Source organism: Paenibacillus sp. S150, from assembly GCF_019352175.1.
Taxonomy (GTDB): Bacteria; Bacillota; Bacilli; order Paenibacillales; family Paenibacillaceae; genus Paenibacillus_AQ.
Genome location: NZ_JACBYI010000043.1, coordinates 24,934 through 44,218, shown reverse-complemented (window position 1 = coordinate 44,218; position 19,285 = coordinate 24,934). Strand labels below are relative to the sequence as shown.

20 protein-coding genes and 1 tRNA gene are annotated in these 19,285 nt (G+C 50.4%); 1 reads left to right on the top strand and 20 read right to left on the bottom strand.

Annotated features, from left to right (window positions below):
• Positions 1-16 precede the first annotated feature (16 nt).
• The 16 genes from HYD27_RS26390 to rpsF form a co-directional block, all read right to left on the bottom strand.
• Positions 17-1,561 (bottom strand): M23 family metallopeptidase, encoded by a 1,545-nt coding sequence (locus HYD27_RS26390; RefSeq protein ID WP_219220217.1) that lies wholly within the window; start codon positions 1,559-1,561, stop codon positions 17-19.
• A 298-nt stretch (positions 1,562-1,859) separates the two neighbouring features.
• The gene (locus HYD27_RS26385; protein WP_219220215.1) at positions 1,860-2,498 is read right to left on the bottom strand and encodes a hypothetical protein; all 639 of its coding nucleotides are present in this window, start codon (positions 2,496-2,498) and stop codon (positions 1,860-1,862) included.
• Between the two features lie 266 nt (positions 2,499-2,764).
• Entirely contained in the window at positions 2,765-4,051 is a 1,287-nt protein-coding gene (locus HYD27_RS26380) for an adenylosuccinate synthase (protein WP_219220214.1), read from the bottom strand.
• Between the two features lie 212 nt (positions 4,052-4,263).
• Positions 4,264-5,625 (bottom strand): replicative DNA helicase, encoded by a 1,362-nt coding sequence (gene dnaB, locus HYD27_RS26375; protein WP_219220212.1) that lies wholly within the window; start codon positions 5,623-5,625, stop codon positions 4,264-4,266.
• Position 5,626: 1 nt separating this feature from the next.
• Positions 5,627-6,073, bottom strand: a complete 447-nt coding sequence (gene rplI, locus HYD27_RS26370) for a 50S ribosomal protein L9 (protein WP_219220210.1) — start codon at positions 6,071-6,073, stop codon at positions 5,627-5,629.
• Positions 6,070-8,076 carry a DHH family phosphoesterase gene (locus HYD27_RS26365; RefSeq protein ID WP_219220208.1) on the bottom strand — a complete coding sequence of 669 codons (2,007 nt, stop codon included), beginning with the start codon at positions 8,074-8,076 and terminating at the stop codon, positions 6,070-6,072. The genes rplI and HYD27_RS26365 overlap by 4 nt, the downstream gene beginning before the upstream one ends.
• Positions 8,077-8,087: 11 nt before the next feature.
• The gene (locus HYD27_RS26360; protein WP_219220206.1) at positions 8,088-9,005 is read right to left on the bottom strand and encodes a DUF2232 domain-containing protein; all 918 of its coding nucleotides are present in this window, start codon (positions 9,003-9,005) and stop codon (positions 8,088-8,090) included.
• A gap of 6 nt (positions 9,006-9,011) precedes the next feature.
• Positions 9,012-9,314, bottom strand: a complete 303-nt coding sequence (locus HYD27_RS26355) for a MazG-like family protein (RefSeq protein ID WP_206105356.1) — start codon at positions 9,312-9,314, stop codon at positions 9,012-9,014.
• A 188-nt stretch (positions 9,315-9,502) separates the two neighbouring features.
• Positions 9,503-9,928, bottom strand: coding sequence for a CBS domain-containing protein (locus HYD27_RS26350; protein ID WP_219220204.1), 426 nt, complete (start codon positions 9,926-9,928; stop codon positions 9,503-9,505).
• Positions 9,929-10,107: 179 nt separating this feature from the next.
• Positions 10,108-11,151 (bottom strand): LCP family protein, encoded by a 1,044-nt coding sequence (locus tag HYD27_RS26345; protein WP_228745352.1) that lies wholly within the window; start codon positions 11,149-11,151, stop codon positions 10,108-10,110.
• Between the two features lie 403 nt (positions 11,152-11,554).
• Positions 11,555-13,282: an oligopeptide ABC transporter substrate-binding protein gene (gene opp4A, locus HYD27_RS26340; RefSeq protein ID WP_219220202.1), complete on the bottom strand. Its 1,728-nt coding sequence runs from the start codon at positions 13,280-13,282 to the stop codon at positions 11,555-11,557.
• Positions 13,283-13,433: 151 nt separating this feature from the next.
• Positions 13,434-13,676: a hypothetical protein gene (locus tag HYD27_RS32500; RefSeq protein WP_255596513.1), complete on the bottom strand. Its 243-nt coding sequence runs from the start codon at positions 13,674-13,676 to the stop codon at positions 13,434-13,436.
• Positions 13,642-14,823 carry a MutS-related protein gene (locus HYD27_RS32495; RefSeq protein WP_255596512.1) on the bottom strand — a complete coding sequence of 394 codons (1,182 nt, stop codon included), beginning with the start codon at positions 14,821-14,823 and terminating at the stop codon, positions 13,642-13,644. The genes HYD27_RS32500 and HYD27_RS32495 overlap by 35 nt, the downstream gene beginning before the upstream one ends.
• Positions 14,824-15,578: 755 nt before the next feature.
• The gene (gene rpsR / locus HYD27_RS26330) at positions 15,579-15,851 is read right to left on the bottom strand and encodes a 30S ribosomal protein S18 (protein ID WP_219220199.1); all 273 of its coding nucleotides are present in this window, start codon (positions 15,849-15,851) and stop codon (positions 15,579-15,581) included.
• Between the two features lie 20 nt (positions 15,852-15,871).
• Positions 15,872-16,381: a single-stranded DNA-binding protein gene (ssb, locus tag HYD27_RS26325; RefSeq protein WP_219220197.1), complete on the bottom strand. Its 510-nt coding sequence runs from the start codon at positions 16,379-16,381 to the stop codon at positions 15,872-15,874.
• Positions 16,382-16,429: 48 nt separating this feature from the next.
• Positions 16,430-16,714: a 30S ribosomal protein S6 gene (rpsF, locus tag HYD27_RS26320; protein WP_219220195.1), complete on the bottom strand. Its 285-nt coding sequence runs from the start codon at positions 16,712-16,714 to the stop codon at positions 16,430-16,432.
• 218 nt (positions 16,715-16,932) lie between these two features.
• Between rpsF and HYD27_RS26315 the strand changes: the two genes are divergently transcribed.
• Positions 16,933-17,130 (top strand): YjzC family protein, encoded by a 198-nt coding sequence (locus HYD27_RS26315; protein WP_219220253.1) that lies wholly within the window; start codon positions 16,933-16,935, stop codon positions 17,128-17,130.
• Between the two features lie 353 nt (positions 17,131-17,483).
• Here HYD27_RS26315 and HYD27_RS26310 read toward each other — a convergent pair.
• The 4 genes from HYD27_RS26310 to HYD27_RS26295 all read right to left on the bottom strand — a co-directional run bounded on the left by HYD27_RS26310 (position 17,484) and on the right by HYD27_RS26295 (position 19,123).
• Positions 17,484-17,574 (bottom strand) — tRNA-Ser (locus HYD27_RS26310).
• Between the two features lie 43 nt (positions 17,575-17,617).
• A complete protein-coding gene (locus tag HYD27_RS26305; RefSeq protein ID WP_219220193.1) occupies positions 17,618-17,830 on the bottom strand; it encodes a DUF951 domain-containing protein in 213 nt (70 codons plus the stop codon).
• Complete coding sequence (locus HYD27_RS26300; RefSeq protein WP_219220191.1) at positions 17,830-18,858, bottom strand: mechanosensitive ion channel domain-containing protein; 1,029 nt, start codon at positions 18,856-18,858, stop codon at positions 17,830-17,832. The genes HYD27_RS26305 and HYD27_RS26300 overlap by 1 nt, the downstream gene beginning before the upstream one ends.
• The gene (locus HYD27_RS26295; RefSeq protein WP_219220189.1) at positions 18,839-19,123 is read right to left on the bottom strand and encodes a putative Se/S carrier protein; all 285 of its coding nucleotides are present in this window, start codon (positions 19,121-19,123) and stop codon (positions 18,839-18,841) included. The genes HYD27_RS26300 and HYD27_RS26295 overlap by 20 nt, the downstream gene beginning before the upstream one ends.
• Positions 19,124-19,285: the final 162 nt, after the last annotated feature.

Below are 19,285 nucleotides of genomic sequence, written 5' to 3'. Positions count from 1 at the left end.
TTGGCTTAAATATAAATTATTGCAGATACTTCATAGGGTTGAGCGCACCCCCGTTTTTGCGGATTTCAAAATGCAGATGCGTCCCGGTTGATCGCCCGGTGCTGCCCATGATTCCGATTTGTGCGCCCTGTTCAAGCTTTTGCCCCGCGGAGACTGAGATACTGCTCAGATGGCCGTAATACGTGACATAACCATTATGATGATCCACGATAACTACGTTGCCGTAACCGCTCTGTACACCGGCGAAGCTGACGGTGCCGGCATCGGCTGCTTTGATCGTACGGTTTCCGGATACCAGATCCACGCCTTTATGTACGCGGCCCCAACGCTCGCCATAGCTGCTGGTAATCGACGCCCCGCTCACCGGCCAGGCGAACTTCCCTGTCCCTTCTCCGACTACCTTCGTCCCCTGGTACACCACTTCCGGCAGCGAAGCCTTAATCACCGTCTGCCCCAGCCATTCTTCCTTGACGACCAGGCCATTCTCCTTGGTTAAACGGTACTGCATCGTTTTGAGACCCGTCTGCCCCGGACGGACCACCTTGCTCTTGCCGGCGGCAAGCTGATCGCTTGTACGTATAATCACTTCAGGCTCGGTGACAACCTGCTCCTCAACCTGTTCTACAGTAACAACAGTCAGCGGCGCCTGCGGTACCGTCAATTGCAGGGTGTCGCCGATTTGCAGGGTCAATTCCTTGACCGTAGGATTGTTCTTGAAGATTTCAGCCTGCGTCGTATCATACAGCTTGGCTATACCGGAAATCGTATCGCCTTCCTGCACCGTGTAGAGCAGCGGCTCCTCCTTGCCCTCGGTAAGCGCCTTGACGGCCTCATCCACGCTTAAGACTTTGTTCGGATCGGCTTTGACCGGTACAATGGCCACCTGCTCGCGGATTGCAGCCGATTCTACGGTATCTGCAGCCGGTGCTTTGGCCGAACTTGAAGCTGACATTTTCTTGAGCTCGGCTCCTGCGGAAGCTTCCGCCTCCGGCAGATAATGGTTCTTGACGCCATTCAGCACCGCAGCTGCGGTCTCCTGATCCTTGACAATGCCAAGCACCTCTCCATCCACGGTCAATTGCACGCCTACCGCATAAGCCTTAAGCATGCCATCCAGCTTGTCCAGAGTCGCGCTGCTGTCGATCTCAGGTTTAAAGGCCTTTTCCGCTTCTGTGGATATGCCGTCCGTTTGCAGGACCATCACCGAGTCGGGATACTTCAGCTGATATTCCTGCCGCTTTTGCTCGAACAGCTGATCCAGCTCCGATTTCTGGCTAATCTTTCCGATCTCCTCGCCCTTCACCAGAACCTTGTAGTAAGTTACTGTATTGGCAGTCACATACCTCTTCTCGGCTCCGACCAGAAAGGCACCCAGCAGCGCCAGACCCGCAGAAGCCGCAATCCAGGAGCGCCGTAATTTCCTGGGTTTGGTTTCCGGATGAAAGACATTAGTTTCGCTAGCGGCATCGCTGCCCTGTTGAGCTGCTGCCCCGAATTCTGCGGAATGCTCTTCATTGCTCCGCAGCTTCCCCATCCGGTGCATGAACTTAAATCCCTTCATGAAACTCTCCCTTTCAGTCCGCCCATTCATACCGCTTAGAGCGGCCAAGCTTTGTTATACGTCCCCTTTTATATATGCTGCTTCATCTATTTTTCTATTTGCGTTAGTATGAATGATCATGTTGTCAGATACCCGAAAAAGGTTACAAAAAATTAACCCCTTTTAATCCTTTTTTACTGTACCACAGCCGGTAGAAAAATTTCAACTTTCCATGCATGACAAAACCCGCGAAATTCGCGGGTTTATTCCAAAATTATGATGTTTAAACAGCCTTCTCGTGTCCAAAAAGTGACAATTTTCAATTTTGTGAGCTGTCATTAACATCCGGTGTAAGCATTTTCATCAATGCCTCATATTCCTCTTGATCGACATATTTTGCTATAACCTGCTGCAGCTCCTTGACTTCACCCTCCGTAAGTCCATCCTCCATAGCCGCGGATATTTTTTGCATTTCTTCCTGAGGCAGCTTGGTCATCAAAATATTGAAAATATTGGTTTTTTCGTCGGTTGGCAGGTTTTCCTTCAAATCCCGCATCGCTTCCGGGGTCATGACCAACTGCTGGTCAAGCGCACCTCCGCTCTGGTCTCCGCTGCTGGACGCTTCCCCCATTACTGGCAGAGCATCCTCGGGAACCTCTTCTTCCACAGCTTTCCCATCGCTGTCTGTTCCGCCCGTACCGCTTGTATCCGCCTCCCGGGTATCCGGTGTTGCAGCGCCTTTGTCTTCCGTATCGGTGGCGGCAGCTTTGGAATTCATTCCGGTCAGACTTTTCACGAATCCGCCAATTCCCGGCTCCGGGGCATCCAGCTTGATATCAAAGCTTGCCAGTACCGACTGGATATACGTATTGACTACGAAGGCTGTAGTCAGAATAGAAAGTGCACTGGCAAGCACCACAATCAGGCAGACGGCAAGCATGCGTTTTACGATTCTCATCTTCATCTCTCCCTTGCTTCTGTTCATTGCCAATCTCTGGAGAATCAGGCCTATGTTCCTTCTATTCTTCCAGTATTGACTAGAACGCTGCCAGAGAAACGTTGGATAGTTAAAACTAACCAAGTAGAAACGGACCGTCCTTATAAGGACGGTATCCGTTTCAGCGAGAAAGATAAAACTAATTTTTAGAGTGAAACATATAAATTCTTATCTTTTTAAAAAGGAGCCTCAAAAGAGGCCCCCCAAGGAATTAATTTATAATCAGCCTAGATATAGACCGGCAGCACCTGGTTGGTTTGCTCACGGTTGCGCCCCACGGAGAAAATCGAGATCGGAATGCCCGTAAGCTCCGACACCCGTTCTACATATTTGCGGGTATTTACCGGCAAATCGTCCAGGGTCTTCGCAGAAGTAATATCCTCGCTCCAGCCCGGCAGCTCTTCATAGACGGCTTCGCATTCAGCCAGCATTTTCAGACTCGCCGGATAATGGGTGATGACCTCCCCGCGGTATTTATAGCCCGTGCATATCTTCACGGTTTCCAAGCCGCTGAGCACATCCAGCGAGTTCAGAGACAGGCCGGTAATTCCGCTGACACGGCGTGCATGACGCACCACTACACTGTCGAACCAGCCTACGCGGCGGGCGCGTCCAGTTACAGTACCGTATTCATGCCCGGTCTCACGGATATAATCACCGATGGAGTCGTTCAGCTCGGTTGGGAACGGACCATCTCCGACACGTGTTGTGTAAGACTTGGCCACACCAATAACCTGCTTAATCTTGGAAGGTCCTACACCGGAACCGATGCAGACGCCGCCTGCCGACGGGTTGGATGAAGTAACGAATGGATAAGTTCCTTGGTCGATATCAAGCATCACGCCTTGCGCGCCTTCGAACAGCACTCTGGATTCGGCATCAATTGCCTCATTCAGCACTACAGAGGTGTCTGTAACATAGCTGCGGAGTATTTCCGCATATTCCAGGTATTTAGCCAGTATTTCTTCCACATCCAGTGCTTCCGCTCCGTAGACCTGAGTGATCACCTGATTCTTTTCTTCCATTAAGTGGCGCAGTCTCAGCTCGAATTCCTCTGCGTCCATCAGATCGGCAATACGGATACCGTTACGGGCAGCCTTATCCATATAGGCCGGGCCAATGCCCTTGCGTGTGGTGCCAATTTTGTTCGGACCCTTGCGGTCTTCCTCCAGTGCATCCAGCAGCATATGATATGGCATGATAACATGGGCACGGTCACTGATCACCAGATTTTTGGTGTCAAAACCGTTTTCATGAATATAATTAATCTCTTGAATCAGCGCTTCTGGATTAATAACCATTCCATTGCCGATGACACAAGTCTTCTCTTTGTAAAATACTCCTGATGGAATCAAGCTCAGCTTGAACTTCTTCCCGTCAATCAGAATCGTGTGACCGGCATTGTTACCCCCTTGATACCGGGCGACCACATCTGCGCTCTCTGCCAGAAAATCCGTGATCTTGCCTTTGCCTTCGTCTCCCCATTGTGTTCCCACGACGACTACCGTTGACATGTTCATTCCTCCGTAGGTGCTGCTTTAGCACCATTATTTTTCATAATATGGGCTCTGTACGCGCTTCTTATGTACGCAGCCCTCCGGGCGCCCAGCGGTTTAACCCGCTAAAGCACAATAACCAGTGTAACAGCGGTACTTTTTAAAGTCAAACAAAAACGAACGATCTCACAAGGAAATGCGTGATCGTTCGGATATTGTGCGAAAACTGCCTAACCTGCAAACGGTTCATTATGGGCACGCTCGTAGTTAACGAACTTGTTGAAATTTTTCAGGAACACAAGCTCTACGGTGCCTACAGGACCATTACGCTGTTTGGCTATAATAATTTCGATGATATTTTTCTTCTCGGTATCCTGGTTATAGTAATCGTCACGGTACAGGAAAGCCACAATATCAGCATCCTGCTCAATCGAACCGGATTCACGAAGGTCACTCATCATCGGACGTTTATCCTGGCGCTGCTCCACACCACGGCTGAGCTGGGACAGGGCAATGACCGGCACATCCAGTTCCCGGGCAATCTGCTTCAGTGTACGGGAAATCTCCGACACTTCCTGCTGGCGGTTCTCACCGCTCTTGCCGCGACCCTGAATGAGCTGCAAATAGTCGATGACAATCATCCCGAGGCCCTTTTCCTTTTTCAGCCTGCGGCATTTTGCCCGGATATCCGTAACCGTAACCCCCGGAGTATCATCAATATAAATTTCCGCTTCCGACAAAGATTGAATTCCCATCGTCAGCTTCGACCAGTCATCGTCACTTTTGAATTCACCGGTACGCATAATGTTGGCATCCAGGTTGGCTTCCGCGCAGATCATACGCTGAACCAGCTGCGGCGCCGACATTTCCAGACTGAAAATAGCTACGGTCTCTTTGGCCCGAACCGCCACATTCTGGGCAATATTCAGCGCAAACGCCGTTTTCCCTACGGAAGGGCGGGCTGCCACAATAATCAGGTCATTCCGCTGAAAGCCGTTGGTCATATGGTCAAGGTCGGCGAAGCCGGTAGGAATCCCTGAAGTGCCACCCTTGTTCTGATGCAGCATCTCTACGCGGTCGAACACCTGCATGAGCACATCACGGATGGCAATAAATCCGCTGCCGCTGCGGCGGTTGGAGATTTCCAGAATCCGCCGCTCGGCATCGCTCAGCATGTTGGCTACATCTTCGCCGCCTGTATAACCTTCACTGACAATCTGCGTTGCTGTACGGATGAGACGCCGCAGCATCGCCTTCTCTTCAATAATCTGTGCGTAGTAATCCACGTTCGCTGCAGTCGGAACCGCATGTGCCAGCTTAGCCAAATAGCTGACACCGCCGATATCCTCAAGCTGTCCCTTGTCCTGCAGTCTGGACGTCAGTGTAACCAGATCAATCGGCTGGCTCTCTTCTCCGAGCTGCACCATCGCTTCAAAGATCATCTGATGCGGTTTATCGTAGAAGTCTTCGGTATTCACCCGCTCCATCGCGGTAATCAGCGCTTCATCCTGCAGGAGGACAGCGCCGATTACGGCCTGCTCCGCCTCCAGATTCTGCGGGGGAATCCGATCGAAAAAGAGATCTCCACCCATCTTACTCCTCCGTTACCTGAACCGTAAGGTTAGCCTTTACTTCGGTATGCAGCTTCACCGTCACCTGAAATGTCCCCAGATGGCGGATCGGATCAGCCAGTTCGATTTTGCGCTTATCAATCGAGATGCCCTGGGTTGCTGCCAGAGTTTCACCGATTTGTTTGCTTGTAATGGCACCGAACAACCGGCCGCCTTCACCGGCTTTGGCTTTCAGCGTAAGCGTCAGCTCGTCCAGCTTCCTGCCCAGCTGCAAGGCTTCCTCTTTCTCCTGATCCTTGCGGCGCTGTTCGGCAGCCGCCTGATTCTCAAGGGTTTTCACATTGCCTTCGGTTGCCGGGCGAACCAATCCGCGCGGCAGCAGGAAGTTGGCTGCATAACCTTCTGATACCTCTTTGATTTGCCCTTTTTTGCCCTGACCCTTAACATCTTTTATGAAAATGACCTTCATTCGAACAGCCCCTCTTTCGCTTCAATTTCGGCCAGCACTGCAAGCAGTCTGGCTTCTGCTTCCTTGCATGTTCCTTCCAGCTGTACGGCGGCATTGGACAAATGTCCGCCCCCTCCAAGCTTTTCCATAACCACCTGCACGTTCATCCGCCCGAGTGACCGGGCGCTGATGCCGATAAGACCGTCAGGCCGCTCGCTGATGACGAATGAAGCCACCACGTTCGTCATGCCCAGCAGCGTATCCGCGGTCTGGGCAATCAGCAGCTGCGGAATTTTCATTCCCGGGGCCGTCACGACCAGGGCTATATGATCATACACCATCCGGGCGTGTTTGATAATTTCCGCCTTGGATATATACTCTTGCAGATCCTCCTTCAGCATGCGCTGAATCAGAATCGTATCTGCACCGACCCGCCGGAGAAATCCTGCTGCTTCAAAAGTGCGCGACCCCGTGTGCAGCGCAAAATGCTTCGTATCCACCGTAATTCCGGCAAGCAGCATCGTGGCTTCCAGCGGGCTTAGCCTGATTTTGTCATGAATATACTGCAGCAGCTCCGTAACCAGCTCACAGGTGGAGGAGGCATAAGGCTCCAGGTAGACCAGTACAGCGTCATTGATGAACTCCTCGCCTCTGCGGTGATGGTCAACAACCACAATCCGGCTGGCCCGCTGCACCAGCCGCGGCTCCATCGTCATCGACGCCTTATGGGTATCCACTACAATCAGCAGCGTATGCTCCGTCATGATCTGCAGCGATTGCTCCGTAGAGATAAAGGACTTATTCAGTTCCTCATCCCGGCGGATCTGCTCCATCATGCGTGTGATGGAAGGATTCGGGGTCTCCATCACAATGTGGGCTTCCACGTTGTACATCTGCGCTGCCTTGAGCAGACCGATTGCCGCCCCTACAGCGTCGATATCCGGCGTCCGGTGGCCCATAATCAGGACCCGGTCGCTTTCCTGCATCAGATCACGCAGGGCGTGGGCAATCACACGGGCCCGCACTCTTGTGCGCTTCTCTGCGGCATTGCTCTTGCCGCCATAGAAGGACAGCCGCTGGCCTGCCTTAACGGCAGCCTGATCTCCGCCCCGGCCAAGTGCCATATCCAGGCTGGACTGCGCCAGCGCACCCAGCTCACTGGCCGATTCCGAACCATAGGCCAGCCCGATGCTCAGCGTCATCGGCACCTTGAGATCCGCAGTCATTTCCCGCACCTCATCCAGAATCACGAACCGGCTCTCCTCAAGCGCCTGCAGGCTGCGGTGATTAAGCAGCATGAGATACCGCTCCGAGGACAACCGGCGCAGGTACACTTCAAACTGCTTGCTCCACTCCGTAATCTCACTGGCTACCTTGGCAATCAGCGAGGTGCGCTGCTGATCATCCATGCCTTGAGCCGCCTCATCGACATTATCCATCATCACAATGCCGATGGCGAGCTTCTCCTCCTCGTAGCGTTCACGCAGCACAACAAGCTCGGTGATGTCATACAAGTACAGCAGCCGCTCGCCAGGAATTGCAACCACCTGATAATAACGGTCATCCACTGTAATTTCCTGACGGACATCCTTCAGTGCATTCTCCTTGGCTGCTTCCCGCTTAACCGGCACACTGCCGGCCAGTGAAGGCGCAATGTCAGGCAGCAGCTCCTCGATTTCCTCTCCTACCAAGGACTTGCGGGAAAATATCTCGGCGGCGCTGCGGTTGTTCCATTCAACCTTCCGGTCCTCGCTGTACAGGATAATGCCGAGCGGAAGCATGCTGACCGCTTCACCCTCAACCCGCTTGATGCGAAAGGACAGCCCGTTAATGTAGTCCACCAGATTTCGGCGGAACGAAAGCTCCGCCTGCAGCATGGAGAAGCAGAGGGTGCCGGCCAGAAACAGACTTGCCACACCAATAACCCAGTTATAGATACTGACTACTATAATCAGCAGCAGCAGCAGCATAAACGCCCAGACGGTATGATAGCCGTGCCAGCGTCTTTGCAGAAATTTTGGCATGAGCTCTCACCCTATCGTTTCGATTTCGTCACAAGCTCGCGCAGCGGGAACGCCAGGTCGACTATACCGATAATCCACAGCCCCGGCATGAAAATCACGGGTATCGCCAGCAGGAGCGCCACAACCTTGCTCCATTTCCGCTCATAGACCAGGAAGAAAAGGAACCCGATGGTCTGAATAATAAAGGCAATTCGCAGCAGCGGAAGCAGATTGTCCGAAATCATCGGCATGAAGCCGCTGTCTGCTCCCCCGAATAACAGGCTAACCACGACACCCAGCAGATAATACCAGATGAACGAACGCGAAAGCCTCCATTCGCGGGCCGGCTTCATTCTGGGTACCGCATACTCCATGCTGTTCAGAATCGGACGGACAATAGAATGCGTGATTACTGCCATCATGAACGCGCTGATGATCAGCGTCATGGGAATAATCTGAACGGTCATATGGCTAATCGTACTGACATCCTCTGAGGTGAGCTTCAAATCGGACATCAGCGGATTGCCTGCGCCCAGCTCCGACAGCGGCGAATTTACCATTTGCAGCACATCATACACATAGGCGGAAAGGTCAAAATTGAACACTGCCGTCCCCACCAGCAGCAGCAGCAGAAATTCACCAAGGATGGTAATCGTTCCGGCAAGCAAAGTGGACACCGCTGAAGAGCGCTTCTTATACCAGCGTCCCATAACCAGGGCGGGTATTAAGAAATAGACCGCTAGCAAGACATAGACGGGTGAGATCAAACCGACAATCAGCAGCACGGGCAAAATATGGAAGATAAACTGCTTCGTGTCCAGAGTAGTAAACAGCACTACTGCCGGAATAATCAAAAAGAGTGTAGTGATAATGAGCAGTGGGGTTGATAACGAGAGCAGCAACAGCAGATAAGCTACGCTCCATGCCACCGATGTCCAGCGAAATTTCAACAGTATTCACCTCTTACGCATATGTTCTTCTAACGCAGATATATCCTGGTACCATTCTTCGAGCTGATGCCCTTCCTGCCTGTGCTTCCTAAGCTTCTCAAGCAGCAGGTCATCAAGCTCACGATACGGGATTCCCAGCCTGCGCCCCAGAATGTAGGAGCTCATAATCAGACTGGCCAGACTGTCACCTACACGCGCAGTGCTGCCTTCCCAGAGCGCTTTAAACAACCGCGAAACTTGATCAATTACTTCGGTCTTCAACCACTCAATTACCTTGGCGCGTTTGGCCACATCCAGGTCCTTCGGCACATTGGGCACAGTCTCTCTACCTCCGGCAAAAAGCATTATTCTCCATTATAGCATAAATAATTACCAGCTACACGGGACGTCCACCGTCCCGGAAATGCCCGTCTGCGCTTTCAAAAAAAGCCCGCATTCCGTGATCGCCGGAAATACAGGCCTTGGTACATCCTACTTCAACTGCCGGTAAGAAGAGATTATAACGATTCCTGCGATTGGCGCGAAACAACTTTTTCGCAATACTCAATAATTTGACTTCGGCGGACAATGCCAATGAACCGGTTCATGTCATCGACCACAGGCACAAAGTTCTGTACCTTGGCCAAATTGATTAAATCCTCCATATCCGCATCAATGGATACCGGCAGATTGTTCATCCGCAGCGGCACATCCTTCAGCAGATATTTTGAAGCATTTTCGAACGTCACTGCTCCGCCCGAATCCTTCATATACCAGAGCAGATCACCTTCCGTTACCGTGCCGGCGTATTCTCCATTCTGGTTCAGAATCGGTACGGCGGTATAGCGGTGAAATTCCATCCGTTCCAGGGTCTGGCGCAACGTTGAATCCAATGTAACGCAGGCTACCTCCTGTTTCGGCAGTAAAAAAAACGCAATATTCATCTCTTGATCCTCCTCAAAGAGTTCCGAAGGAATTATTATGTCTTACCCTTCCCTTGCTATAAGGGCCATCCGTACTTATACGTCTTAGCCTATCATCCGTTCCAATTCATTATAACATGAGAACAGCAAGCAGCAGCCATTAAGATTGCATATGGCTGCTGCTTATGATCTTGCGGGGATTACTGCGCTGCGGCTGTAGCCGCAGGCTCCAGCGCATTTTGCGCTTTGCCCGGCTCGATTAATTGGCCGATCGGTGTGCTGGCATTCATCCAATTGTCGATCATGGCTTTGGCTTCAGTTAAATCCTCTTCATCAACGATATCGTAATAGATTCCGTCAATTCGCTCGCCTTCACCCATCACCGTGAAGCTGGAAATATCCATATCCTTGCCCCCCATGAATTTCTTGGCGAGGCTGGTAATTGTTGAAGGTGCAATATCTGTCTTGAAGTTGTCGCCCATAATGTCCAGCAGCTCGGGGATGTTGCCGATTTGGCTGATGGACAGCATTTTGTTCGCCACCACATCAATGAATACCTGCTGCCGTTTCGTCCGGTTGAAGTCGCTGTCCTCGCGGTAGCGCGTGTAGTTAAGCGCCTCTTCCCCATTATAATTGGATTTGCCGCCTTCAATGGTGAATTTTTCGTGATCCTTGCCCTTGTTTACAATGTCTTTTTTGATGGGCAGCGGTACGCCCCCAATCGCGTCCACCGCATCCTTTAAGCCTTGAAAATTAATTGTGGCATAATATTGAATATCATGCCCAAGCAGGTTCTCCAGGGTATCCTTAGCCATCTGCTGGCCGCCAAACGCATAGGCATGAGTAATTTTATCCTTCTTATTGCCGTCATGCCCTATAATTTCGGTATACGTATCCCGGGGTATGGAAATCAGCAGGATTTTGTAATCCTCCGGACGTACAACCGCATAGATCATTGTATCGGAACGTGCGGTTTCATTCTCGCGCTGGTCAGTACCCAGCAGCATCAGCGAGAACGGGTCACTTTTGTATACAACAGGTTCGGGTTTGACCGTAGTGGTGCTGTCATTCACGAGCGGCTGGTAAGATTCCTGCGCCAGCTTGTTCTCGACCCGATCCGACAGGAAGAGATCAAAGGCCAGCACGGCCAGCGGTTTTTGGAACAGCAGGCCGCCGCCGATGATTACCACAAGCGCAGCAATCAGGACAATATATCTTGTCTTCATTTTTTTTAATTTTTTCATGATTTTTAATTCCTTCTTTTATGGTGGAATGTAGATATGATTGCTTGCGATCTATTTACAATGCTTGCCTGGAACGTACCTGGCAGTCATGGCTGGGCTTTTCTCGGCTGTTATGGGTTTCGCCCGATCTCAATATTAGGATTCCCCCCTTTCCGGAATTCGGGTCAATCTAAATGTAGAATAAACTTGGAAAACTGCTTTGACACACAAACAATATTTCTATTGTAATCACTTGCGGCGCAAAAAGAAACAACAAATAACGACAGGTTTAGTACTGCGGCTCCTTGTCTTCCATAAAGTATATGACGGCCGAAACTTCATTTTGATGCATATTCAACAAAAAAAGAAGCAAAACTGCGGGCTCTGCCTCCATCAGGCTGCGGCTCCCGGGCTTTGCTTGCAATTACTCCTCATCCTTTATCCACCATGTCTGCGGTTCAATGATATTGCTCATGGAATTGACCCGCACGTTCTGCAGACGTTTGCTGACGGCTGTAATGCTCGTGCGCTCGGCAAAAAAGATCATTGGCACTTCGTCGTTGATTAACTTTTGCCATTCATAATAGACCTGCCTGCGGTATTCCTTGTCATATGACTTGATTCCGACGCCTTCACGGATCAATTCCTCGCTTCGTTTGGAGCTGAAGCGCGGATAATTCCACAGATCCGTGGCTCTCCACAAGCCGGAAGGATCAGGGTCGCTGGCCAGCCCCCATACACCGTTAAACAGCTCAACCGACGGGTCGTCATTTTCTACAGCCTCATAGAAGGTGTTGAGCTCCTTAAGCTGTCCGCCGTTAAGCCGAACATCCAATCCGACATCGCGCCAGTTCTGCAGAATAGCCTGGGTCCGGGCTTCAGCCGTTGTGCTTCCGGTCATGGCATCATAGTTAATGACAAATGAATTCCCTTGCGGGTCCTCGCGGAATCCATCGCCATCCTTATCCAGGTATCCCGCTTCGTCCAGCAGCGCTTTTGCCGTCTCCGGACTGTAGGGATAGGTATTGATCTCCGAGTCAGGGATCTTCGCCCAGCTGGAGCTGGGCACCGGAGTTTCAAGCAGACTGCCAAGACCGTAAGAATACTTGTTGATGATCCCCTGGCGGTCCAGCGCATAGTACATTGCCTGCCGCAGGCGTTTATCCGCGAATTTGGGATTATCCATAACAATTTGCTGGGATTCCTGATCCCAAGCACCAAATTTGAATCCTATGTATTCGTAAGACAGCTCGGGTGATTGCAGAATCTCCACTTGGTCCAGCTGCTTCAGCGAGGCATATGCATCTCTTGGAGCTAGAGCAATATCAATCGTACCTTCATCAAGAAGCTTCACGATTTCCTTATCGTCAAACACCTTATACCGCACCCCATCCAGCAGAGCCTTTCCTTTATGGTAATCATCAAAACGCTTCATCTCCACAAGCTGCCCCGGCTGGATATTTGTCACCTCAAACGGCCCTATGCCGACGGGTTGCTTCCTCACGGGATCGCTGTCTGGCATATCCCTAACCGCAATTCCGCTGAAAACCTTCTTGTTCATCGGGTACGGCCACAGATTGTCGAGCGCATTTACCCGCACTCCATTCATAGTAATTCTTAGTGTGTAGGGATCTATTACCTTAATGCCGCTGATTTCCCTGGCTTCTCCCTTATGATAGGCTTCTGCGCCTTTAATCATTTCGACACTGTAGTAGCGTGACCCCGTATACTCCGGACTGGCAATGGTCTCCAGTGCAAACTTCCAATCCTCGACCGTTAATTCATCGCCATTGTGCCAGCGGACACCCGCCTTTATTTTAAACGTAAACACGCTGTGGTCGTCCGATTCCTGCCAGGCAGCGATGCCCGGAACCGTGGTTAAGTCGTCTTCTACTGTAAACATAGGCTCTGTAATAAATTCCAGTACCTGATAATCATCCTCGCCTTCATAAAAAGCGGGTTCAAACAACCCTTGGAATGGAGAAGAGTATCCATATGTAATCGTTCCTCCAGCTGCAGGCGCCTCTGCCGCTTTATTCGAAAGAACTCCATAGGAAAGCCGCCCGGGGCTGATCCCGCCGCAAGCAGACACCACAGCTCCCATTGCTATAGCCATCGCCAGCACCAGCCCTGCAGATCTGCGCTTAATCATATCATCCCTCCCTTCACGGAAATGTAAGCGTTATTTAAAGGTCTTTTCCTTATTGTTCTCTTACCTTTAAAAATCACAGCCTTTAGAGACTACATTATTGAGAATATACAATATTCCTTCTAAAGTGAAGCACTTAATGCAAATTCCCCTCTTATGGCCTCTGGCCAAATAGCGAAAAAAGCCTGCCTTCAGAGGCGATCTGGAGGGCATAGCTTTCACCTGCTTCGCCAATGGTAAGCCGGTAGAGCGGCTGCAGCGTATCCTTATCAAACTCCATCCGTGCATTTTGGAAGCCGCTGGTGGAAGCAGCAAAGACCTTGAGCTCATTAAAATGGGTAGTGACCATAATATTGGCCCCTTTACGGTTCAATTCCTCCAGAATTGCAATGGACAACGCAAACCCTTCCCCGGGGTCTGTACCTGCCGCCAATGACGCAAATTACATCCGTGAACACGGGGAATTCGCTGTCTTCCTCTACAGGAACCAACAGCCCCGACTGCGCCATTAAGGTCAGCAGGCCCAGCGTTTTGAGCACTACCGTTTTGCCCCCGGTATTCGGTCCGGTGACAATCAGCGATCTATATCCTTTGCCAAATTCCAGACTGATCGGAACCATCCCCTCCAGCCTGGGATGCCGGCCACCGTTCATTCTCAGATAGCCGCAGTCATTCAAAGCCGCCTTTCTTGCCCCGAGAGTTCGCGCATATTTAGCTTTGGCGAAGATGAAATCATAGTTGCCCGCAATTTCAATATTCAGCCGCAGCGCCGGCTGCTCCCGCTCCAGAAGCCCTGTCAGCATGCTTAGAATCTGTATCTCCTCTCTGGACTCATCAGCCGCCAGCAATTCTAGCTCTTCCTGCAGCGAAGCAAGCTCATAGGGTTCAACGAATACGGTCTGGCCACTGGTCGACTGATCCAGAACCGTTCCCTTTACCTGTTTGTGATATTCCCGCTTCACGGGAATTACATACCGCCCGCCGCGCATACTGACCAGATTTTCTTGCAAAATCCCCTTATGCCTTGACATCACGGCCTCAATCTTTCGCTGGAGACGCTCCCTGGCTGCGGACAGCCGTTTGCGGGCCCGTTCCAGCCCCTTGCTGGCATGGTCATCTATAGTCCCCAAACGGATGCAGCGTTCAATTTCCTCCCGCAGCTCTCTCAGCTCCACCAGAGATGCGGCATAGGAGGCGATCCGCGGAGCACTTTGCTCCTTGGCCTGCATGTACTTGCGCAGCTGCCCACAGCTGTGCAGAAACGCAGAGACCGCCATAAAATCTTTTTCATTATACAAATATCCTGTTCCAAGGAGCGACATCATCCATTCCATCCCCTCCAGAGAAGGAACCGGTACGCTTGCCCCTCTCTCAAGCAGCTCCTTTGCGTCTGCCGCTTCGTCCAGCGCCCGGTGAATTGCAGGCAGACAGGTCATGGGTTCCAGCCCAATCACTCTCTTTTTTCCTTCATAAGATACTGCGTGCCTCCCAAGCTCCTGCTTAATTTCCTCATATTGCAATGTAATCTGGCTCTGTGCATCCATCCGTCTTATTCCTCCTCTGATCTCCTGATTGCCCAGACGGGCTGCTTGCTCAACAATCCATAACGCAAAAAAGGGCAAAGACTGCCACTTACGGCTGTCCTTGCCCTCATTTCCTGCTGCCGCTCTCCCTGTGCTTCAGTCAGTTTCCGCCACTTGGTGGGGAACCAGGCCTGAAATAGAAAAAACCGTGCTGCAAGAGCACGGTTTAACCACAAAGAGAACATTAGCCGTAAAGAGGCCATATGACGCTTCGCACGTGTTCTTAACTAAATCATCCACCTAACCCTAAGCTTTGAACATATCCCTTGCGGGGTACACTCAAACACAAGCGCATACACCGCTATAGAGCGGATTTGAGCAGCTTACGAATCAGATGATATGAAATTGCTTAGTTAAGAACGCTCACCAACATCAATATTTCCCCTTTAGTTATAGGATATCTGTAATTTACTACATTCCTCAGCTTGCGTCAATTCCCCGTAGAGCATAAATAAGCGTTTGCGGAGAAAACAAAATAACCCCACAAAGCCATCCATGCCGCTGACGCGGCACCACAGAGGATGGAAATGGGGGTGGATTTTGTTGCGTTTAATTTCTTGCGGCCTTTAAGCGATTATCCTCATCCGTAAAGTTAATTCCAGGGTAGTGGGGCCTTGGCTTCGATGATGACTCAGGTACTTTGCCGGGACCCCAAAACATATAAATTCTTATCTTTCAAAAAAGCAGCCGGTTGCCCGGCTGCTTCGTAAAACGTCCTATTCCGTTGTGTAAGGCAGCAGCGCGATTTGACGCGAGCGTTTTATAGCAATGGTCAGAGCGCGTTGGTATTTAGCACTTGTTCCTGTTACACGGCGCGGCAAAATCTTACCGCGTTCGCTGATGAACTTCTTCAGAAGCTCAGTGTCTTTATAGTCAATGTGAGTAATCTTGTTCACAGTGAAGTAGCACACTTTTTTGCGCTTGTTGCGTCCACCACGACGTGCCGGTCTTTTGTCGTTGTCTCCGCCTTCTCTTTGTTTGAAAGCCATGTCAGTTCAGTCCTTCCTTATTAAAATGGCAAATCATCGTCCGATATGTCGATCGGTTTTCCATCGCCCGAAAAAGGATCTTGATTATTGTTGTTACGCGAGAAATTATTGTTATTTCCGCGTCCACTGTTACCGCCGCCACCATATGATGGTTCTTCAGGTACATTTCCGCCGCTGGGAGCACTGGGAGCATTGCCAGCTTCACGGTTTTGCGAGGATTCCAGGAAACGGACATTATCGGCAATAACTTCAGTGACGTATACACGTTTACCTTCATTATTCTCATAATTCCGAACTTGGATGCGGCCTTCCACGGCTGTCAGACGTCCTTTGCGCAAGTAATTGGCACAGGTCTCAGCCAGCTGTCTCCAGGTTACCACCGGGATGAAGTCCGCTTCGCGTTCACCGTTCTGGCCCGTAAAGTTGCGGTCTACGGCAAGCGTAAACTGCGTTACGGCAACACCAGAGGGAGTATAACGAAGTTCCGGGTCACGGGTCAACCGACCGATCAGAATGATACGGTTCAACAATTCTGTTCCCCTCCTTATAAGCGATTCGTTACAAAGCTTGTCAAGATCTTAGGCAACGTCGTTCGTAATGAGATAACGAATGACTTCGTCGGAAATCTTCATGATACGTTCCAATTCGGTAACTACTGCAGGTTCTGCATTGAAGTTAACCAAAATATAAACGCCATCACGGAATTTCTTGATCTCATACGCAAGACGGCGTTTACCCTGCACATCGTGCTTTGTAATTTCTCCGCCGTTGGAGATGATGCCTTGGAATTTTTCGACTGCTGCTTGAACGGCTTCTTGTTCAATGTCAGGACGAATAATGTACATGACTTCATATTTGCGCATAATTTTCACCTCCTTATGGTCTGCGGCCCCTGATCACGTCAGGAGCAAGGAACGAGCACAAACATAGACTCGCACCATATTAATATACCAAATTGTTCTTTCGGGTGCAAGCAATAAATAATACAAGGCAGATCATGGTCTCTTTTGATTTACATGAAGCCCGTTCTCCGTGCACACAATATAACCGCATTTCATACGACAGCGAAGGAGCGATTACGATGGGTGAGAAAACTGAATATGAAAAAGGCGACAAAGCGCCCAATCCCGGTATCTATACCGAAGTAAGCGAAGCGCGCAGCTTTCACACAGAAATCCAGCATCCGCAACGGATTGAAATGGAAAAAGGCGGCACCTTTCCGGAAACCACAAACAAAAACCGCAAGTGGAAAAAGGTTGACAAGGCCCGGGTTCATTAATCCCTCTGAAGCGTGTATAAAAAGAATGCTGCTGCACATAATACAATCAGGCAGTACAAAAGAGAGGTGTGGTTCCGTTGGACGTCGTAGACGAACACGATCACAAGGATTCTGAAACAGCATCTATTGTTAGTCGGGGAGAGTAAAGGCTTCCTCTTAAAAAAGGGATAAGCCTGGCAGCACCTGCTTCACTTTAGCGGCTATAGACAGAAAAATCCGAACGTCATTGATGTACTGCCTCTGGAGAGAGACCTGAAAAGGTCTCTCTTTTGTATATAATCATTCATCCAGTAAATAAAAAAACCTCCGTTTTCTCAACGAAGGACTGATGAACGAAGTATGTCGAACTGAAATGGCGGAGAGGGTGGGATTCGAACCCACGCACGCTGTGACACGCCTAACTGATTTCGAGTCAGCCCCCTTGGGCCTCTTGGGTACCTCTCCGCAGCAAGAATTATTGTAGCATGTCAGATTTCCTTTTGCAAGCTTAATTATTGGGTGCTTGACCTTTCGCCGGGCGCAGCACCTTCTTCATATTCTTCTCGAACTTTGCACGGGGAATCAGGACACTGTGATGACATCCGGTGCATTTAATCCGGATGTCCATTCCCATCCGGATGATTTCCATTTCATTGGTGCCGCAAGGATGCGGCTTTTTCATGAGGACAATATCGCCCAGTTCAAAAATCTTCCGTTCCATTAATCCTTCCCCTCTTCTCCCTCATGTGTGGCAGCCACCTGATTGATTGGTCTCACTTCCGCTGATTCCCGCCCTCCCTGCACCGTCTCCAGGGCTTCCGCTTCTCTTCCCGCCTTGCAATCCCGCTCCGCTTGCTCCCGAGCCTCCTGCTCTGCCTTAGCCGCCTCCAGGGCGTTCTCTTTCTCCAATGCCTGCTTAATGTCACTCTGGATTTGCCGTTCTGCAGCCTCCCTGGCGTTTGGAAGACAATTCGCCGCCACACGAATCACATACTCAGAGGTATTCATGGACTGAATTCCCAGAATGTTCGGATAAGCAATCACATTCGGATTCCGGATCTCTATCCCTTTAAGCGCTTCTCCGATCAGTGCAAGCGTAGACTCCAGTCCGCGTTCTATCTTCACTGGTACATCCACTACCGCCAACGCATTGGCCAGCGAATAGTTCGTTACGTTGACAATCGTACCATTGGGAATAATGTGTACCTCTCCCGTGCTGCTGAGCAGTCTCGTCGTTCTAAGGCCAATCATCTCTACCGTCCCTTTGTAGGTTCCCGTCTGAATAACATCGCCAACAGCAAACTGGTCCTCAAAAATAATAAAAAAGCCCGTGATTACATCCTTGACCAGACTCTGCGCGCCAAAACCGATGGCAAGCCCGACCACCCCTGCTCCTGCCAGCAGAGGCCCCAGATCGAAATTGAACTCGGACAGAATCAGCATGATCATGACAAAATTGCAAATGAACGTCACCACATTTTTCAGCAGTCCGCCTACCGTCGAGAACCTGCGGCTATCCCCCAATACTCTTCCGCGTGTCTCTCTTTCCATCGAACGGTCAATGACCTTGGATACAACTTTAATAATGATGCGGGTCAGAATGAAAATTAGAAGAATACGCAATCCTGCAAATAGCACATTCGCCCACATTTCGGCATCTGTTACCCAGTTCCACACCTTATCTTTGAACCGTACCGCACTTTGCACAGCTTCATCCGCAGTAGTTACTTCAAGAATCCACCGGTTCATCCAATCCCTCCTTGTCCCCGATTAAGGCATAGCCGCCTTCCCCGGCTTCTCTAAAGATCCCGCGTATTTCAACATTCTGTTCCTCTATAATTTTCCGGACCGCCCCCAGCGCGCCGCGAAAGAACTGAATCGACATGGCGCAACCGGCAGTTATCTCTTTTGGAGTAGGGAATATATCAATTTCTATCTCCGCATATTCAAGCAGCATCTCCGCGCGTAGCGCCTGCTGTGTCGAATCAAAGGCAATAAGCAGTTCTTCATTCAAACGCAGCTCCTCCTTCTGGGTTTATCGTCCTATCTCTTTCAGGCGAAGTATAAAAAACAGTTTCCATCCATATACTAGAAACATTAGCAGCCTTTCAAGCCACCATTCCATATCGCTTGACCTGCTGGTATTTTGGCATATGCTCCGTCTCAGAAAGGAAGA